Annotated in this window: 5 protein-coding genes; 1 reads left to right on the top strand and 4 read right to left on the bottom strand. The window is 27.8% G+C overall.

Annotation, left to right across the window (positions count from 1 at the left end):
- Positions 1–394, top strand: a 394-nt coding sequence (locus EZH24_RS07235) for a C-GCAxxG-C-C family (seleno)protein (protein ID WP_137998450.1), incomplete at its 5' end; no start/stop codon positions are given.
- 1 nt (position 395) lies between these two features.
- Here the strand turns inward: EZH24_RS07235 and EZH24_RS07230 are convergent.
- From EZH24_RS07230 to EZH24_RS07215, 4 genes are read right to left on the bottom strand one after another with little or no spacing between them, the layout of a single operon-like run.
- The gene (locus EZH24_RS07230) at positions 396–1070 is read right to left on the bottom strand and encodes an SAM-dependent methyltransferase (RefSeq protein WP_236847112.1); all 675 of its coding nucleotides are present in this window, start codon (positions 1068–1070) and stop codon (positions 396–398) included.
- A 22-nt stretch (positions 1071–1092) separates the two neighbouring features.
- A complete protein-coding gene (gene rsmG / locus EZH24_RS07225; protein ID WP_137998448.1) occupies positions 1093–1689 on the bottom strand; it encodes a 16S rRNA (guanine(527)-N(7))-methyltransferase RsmG in 597 nt (198 codons plus the stop codon).
- A 12-nt stretch (positions 1690–1701) separates the two neighbouring features.
- Positions 1702–2433 carry a hypothetical protein gene (locus EZH24_RS07220; RefSeq protein ID WP_236847111.1) on the bottom strand — a complete coding sequence of 244 codons (732 nt, stop codon included), beginning with the start codon at positions 2431–2433 and terminating at the stop codon, positions 1702–1704.
- Between the two features lie 32 nt (positions 2434–2465).
- Positions 2466–4415, bottom strand: coding sequence for a tetratricopeptide repeat protein (locus tag EZH24_RS07215; protein WP_137998447.1), 1950 nt, complete (start codon positions 4413–4415; stop codon positions 2466–2468).
- Between the last annotated feature and the right edge of the window lie 478 nt (positions 4416–4893).

The following is a 4893-nucleotide window of genomic DNA, read 5'->3' as shown; positions in this document are numbered from 1 at the left end:
TTTATCTTCAGGTTTCGGCAAAGCGGAAGATTTAAATTGCGCGGAAAAAATATTATACGGAGCTAATAAAATATACGATTTAGGAATAGATAAAAACGACTTGAAATTGGCGGCGGGTTTCGGAGGAGGAATGGGAATCGGAATCACTTGCGGTATAATAACGGGATGTATAATGGCTTTTTCAAAGGCTTTTATAATAGAAAAAGGACATGAAAGTTCGTTTTTGAAAGAAATAGAATTGGAATTTATAACGAGATTTAAAGAAAAAATGGGAGAGATTAATTGCATTCCTTTAGTCGAAAAATATAGAAGTCCGACAAACGGATGCGATTATATACTTTTGGAAGCCTGCAAAATATTTGACGATATTATGAATAGATATTATAAAAAATAATTCAACTTATAACAATCACAAATTCTCTTTTATTCTTATCGTTATTTTTATTGAATCTTTCGCATATATTTCCAATTTCGTCTATTATTATTTCTTCTTTTTCGGTAGTCAAATCCAAACAAAGTCCGACAATTTTATTTTTTGAATAAACTTTTTTAATCGCGTTCAATACTTTATTCATTCTATAGGGCGTGTCTAAAATTATAATTGGAATATTCAATTTTTTTAAATATATTAATTTTCTTTCCCTCTCTTTATCGTCTCTCGAAAGAAGTCCCGCATAATAGAATTCTTTGAAATTAAAAGGCAAGCACATTATAGCCGCCGTTATGCCGCTTACTCCGGGAATCGGGCTTACCTTTATATTATTCGAGTAGCAATATTCGAGCAAAATTTTTCCCGGGTCTTCCAATACGGGAGTTCCACAGTCGCTTATTAAAGTCGAAATTTCGCAATTTAAAATTTTTTCTATTATTTCGTAAATATCTTTTTGTTTAGTATGTTCGCTAAATTCGATTAATTTTTCTCTTTCAATATTTATATTTAAAACCTTAAAAAGAGTTGTCGCTTCTCTAAAACTTTCGACTAAAATCAAATCGCTTTTAATCAGAATCTCTTTTAATCTTTCGGTATTGTCTTTATAATTTCCAATATCTCTTGCGGCAATATAAAGCATATAAATCCTTTTTAAAAAATATTTATTTAATGATTACAATATTTCTTTCTTTTTCTTTATTATTCAAATTTTTTATTTTAAAATTATATTTTTCAATATTTTTAATTTCCTCGAGTTCTTCTTTTATTTTATCCAATTTTCCTTTATACGCAATCAAAACGGAATTTTTATGTTTCAATCTTTTAAATATTTTTAATAAAGTTTTCATATCCGAAAAAGCTCTCGCCGTTATCGTATCGTATTTTTCTTTTATCTCGTAAACATTCATGCGTTTAATTTCAATATTATTTAAAAAAAGTTCTTTTTTTGCCATATCTAAAAAATCGGCTTTTTTATTTTTCGATTCGCATAAAGTAAATTTTTTATTTTCGTAAATTATCGACAGAGGAATAGAAGGAAGTCCCGCTCCCGAACCAATATCTATAATATTGTCGCAATTCTTAAATATATTCAAAGCGAGCAGAGAATCTATAATATGTTCTTTAATAAAATCTTCTATATTTTCCGCTCCCGTTATATTGATATTTTTATTATAATCCATAACCAAAGATGCGTATTTTATCAAATCGACTTTCTTTTGATAATCTATATTCAAAAAATCAAAATATTCTTCATACATATTAAGTAAAATTTACCAGCCTAATTTACCCGCTTCTCTTTTTGCGCCATTTCCAATTAAAACATTAGTTATATTGTAACGCAATTCTCTTTTGTCGCTTGAACTTTTAATTATAAATTCTTTAGGATAAGGAATATTATTAACGGTAGTATAAGAGCCTAAAGTTATATCGACTAAATTATTCATAAATGCAATCGACATATTTCTTATTCTATAAGTCGAAGCCGAAAATACTATCGTGTCGATTCTGTCTCTATATTCTATTTTTAGAGTATGCCAATTATTGCCCAATGTTATATTACTGCTTACTATTGTTTTATCCAAATCTATAAATTTATAATCCAATATATCGGCGTAAACTTTCGGAAATCGCATTATTGGAGCTTCCAAATAAAAATTATTAAAATTGTCTTTTATCGGAGCGTCCTCTTCGGCAATATTTAAAGTCATTTGATTTCTAATAACTTGAGCGTCCATTATAGCGCTACCAAAAAGTCCGTCAACCGCTTTTAAATATTTGCTCGTTCCGTTCATGTAATAATTAATAAGCATAGGCATTTGGTCGACATCGTCTCCGCTGTAAAACGCTCCTCCCGTAGAATATATTGAAGAAAATGGAGATTTTGAAAATCTGTCAAAGGCTTCTTTCATTATGTTTTCTTCATTTTGAGAGAAAACCGTTTGAATTAAAATCATTAAAATTATAAATATAAATAATATTTTTTGGCTTATTCGCGTAATCATTTTTACTCCTTAAAATCTTTATTTAATTTTTTTTATTCTAAATTTTTGTTTATAGTTTCTATTCTATTTTTTATTCTCTCTTCTTCAAAATTAATAAAATTAAAATCTTTATATAAAGAAGAAATTGACTTTCTATAATATTTCAAAGCGTTTTTAAAGTCGTTTTTATCGTAATATGCATCCGCTAAATGCAAATATATTTCCGCTTTTGAATTATCGTCCACATATAAAGCGGCCTTAAGCAATTGTTTAAGCGCGTTATCGTAATCTTTTTTCTTATAATATCCGTAACCCAAAGTATCCAAATAGTGCGGAGATTTCGGCGATATTTGAATCGATTTTTTTGAAAGTTCTATTCCTCTGTCAATATCGATTCCCAAATAGATTAAAACCCAAGCCATGCTGTTAATATTATTTGCAGAATTCGTATCCATAGAATAAATAAAATTAACATATTCCGTTATTGAATTCGTATTAGTAGTTGTCATTGCCGTTATATAAGGAATATTTAATCTATATTCGCTCGTATTCGATTTATTATTTTTAATATTATTTTCAAAATAAATTAAATCTTCGTTCAAAAAATTATTCGCTTTTTCAATTTCGTTTTTATGCAAATTAATATAAGCTCTCAAATAACTATAAGAATATTTTTCTTTTTCAAATCTATCAATCGACTGCAAAGCCAAATCGTATTCTTTTATATCAATCGCCGTAATAACCAACGAAACCAATTCATTTTCTTTTATTTCTTTATTATTCAAAGCCAAATATTTTTCAAGCATTTCTTTTGCCATCTTAAAATTATTTTGATTTTGAAATTCTGAAGCCGCTTGCAAATATAGATTATTATATTTCTCGGTTTTATCGTATTCGATTAATTTGTCTATATGATTGGGCAAAGCGTCTATATTTTTTAAAGCCAAATAAAAAGATATAATATCCATTTCGGCGTTAATTTTATTTTCTTCGTTTCCTACTTCATTAACGAGTTTATAATAAGTTTGAATAATATCCAAATCTATTTCACTTCTATCCAAATCCGTTTCTATCATATTTAAAGCGGCTTCGTAGCCTTCGTTTTTTGCGGTTTGTATTATGGATAAAATTTTAGGCAAGAATTCGTTTTCGTAAAATAATTCTTCATTGTTATATTCGTCCGCCATAAAACTTAAAAATAATGTCAAATCGGAAGTATCGTCCGTAGCCAAACTATTCGAATAAGCTTCTTTATAATTTTCCAAAGCCTGATAACTTTTTACGATTCCATACAAAATATTATATCTGTCAACGGGATTCAAATCGTTCATATTTACTAATTTTAATCTATTTAAAGCGCTTTCAAATCTGCTCAAATAAAATTCGCTCATTCCGTAATAATAATTATAATATTCCATATAATTATTGCTTGCCCCTTTGCTTGAAACGACTTTCTCAAAATATAAAACCGCTCTCTCAAAATCTCTTTCGCTATAATAAATAAATCCGAATAATATCAAAATATCGTTATTGTTATAATCTATTTCGTAAGCGGTATTAAGATAATATTTCGCTTTTTCAAAATCTCCGATTAAAAATATATTTCTTTCGGCAGCTCTTGTAAGCAAATAAACATCTTCGGGATTTTCGGCGATTAATTTGTCGTATATTTCGGAACTTTCTTCATATTCTCCCAAAGCTTCGTAAGTTTCCGCCAAAGAAATATAGACTTCGTTATTTTGAATATATTTTAAAACTTCTTCCAATATTATTTTTGCGCTTTCCAAATCTTTAATAGAATCTTGATTTAATGTTTTTGAAGCTAAAGCTCTTTCTTTATAGAATAACGCCAAATTATAAGCGGCTCTCGATTCCTCTTCGTTTCTTATATATTGAAAATTCGTTTCCAAATTATTTCTTTGATTATTCGAATTACTTTCTTGAGCGTGGACAACGAAATAAAAACAAGCGAATATTACGGCGACAATTTTGAAATTTATCATAAATATAAACAACTCCGATTAAGTTTACATAATTTTAATATATATTTTCAATTTTTTCAAGGATTTATAACTTATTTTAAAAGCGATTAAATAATTATTTGTAAAACTGTTGACAAAAATTCAAAATATTGTATAATTTAACCATTATGATAATTAAATTACTAAATGATATTTTAATAGTTAAACCGCGAACCGCGAACCGCGAACCGCGAACCGCGAACCGCGAACCGCGAACCGCGAAGCAAGTAGTTTAAACTTTTTTATTTCTCAAAAGGCAAATATAAAAATTTGTCTAACTTTGCTATTGCAAAAACTTTTTTCAAATTTAATTAAACGACTATTATTTGAATTGCCTATATTCAATCAAAATTTTAATTTCGCAAGAAACATTTATTTAAATGTTTTTAATAAAAATTTATTTTCAAGGAGGATATTCGTATGAAGAATATCAAAAAAATTACAATCTTATTATGCTTTT

Origin of the sequence: Brachyspira catarrhinii (assembly GCF_005518285.1) — a bacterium.
Lineage (GTDB): Bacteria > Spirochaetota > Brachyspiria > Brachyspirales > Brachyspiraceae > Brachyspira > Brachyspira catarrhinii.
Note: the sequence above shows the minus strand (reverse complement) of the source record. Positions and strands in the feature narration are given on the sequence as shown.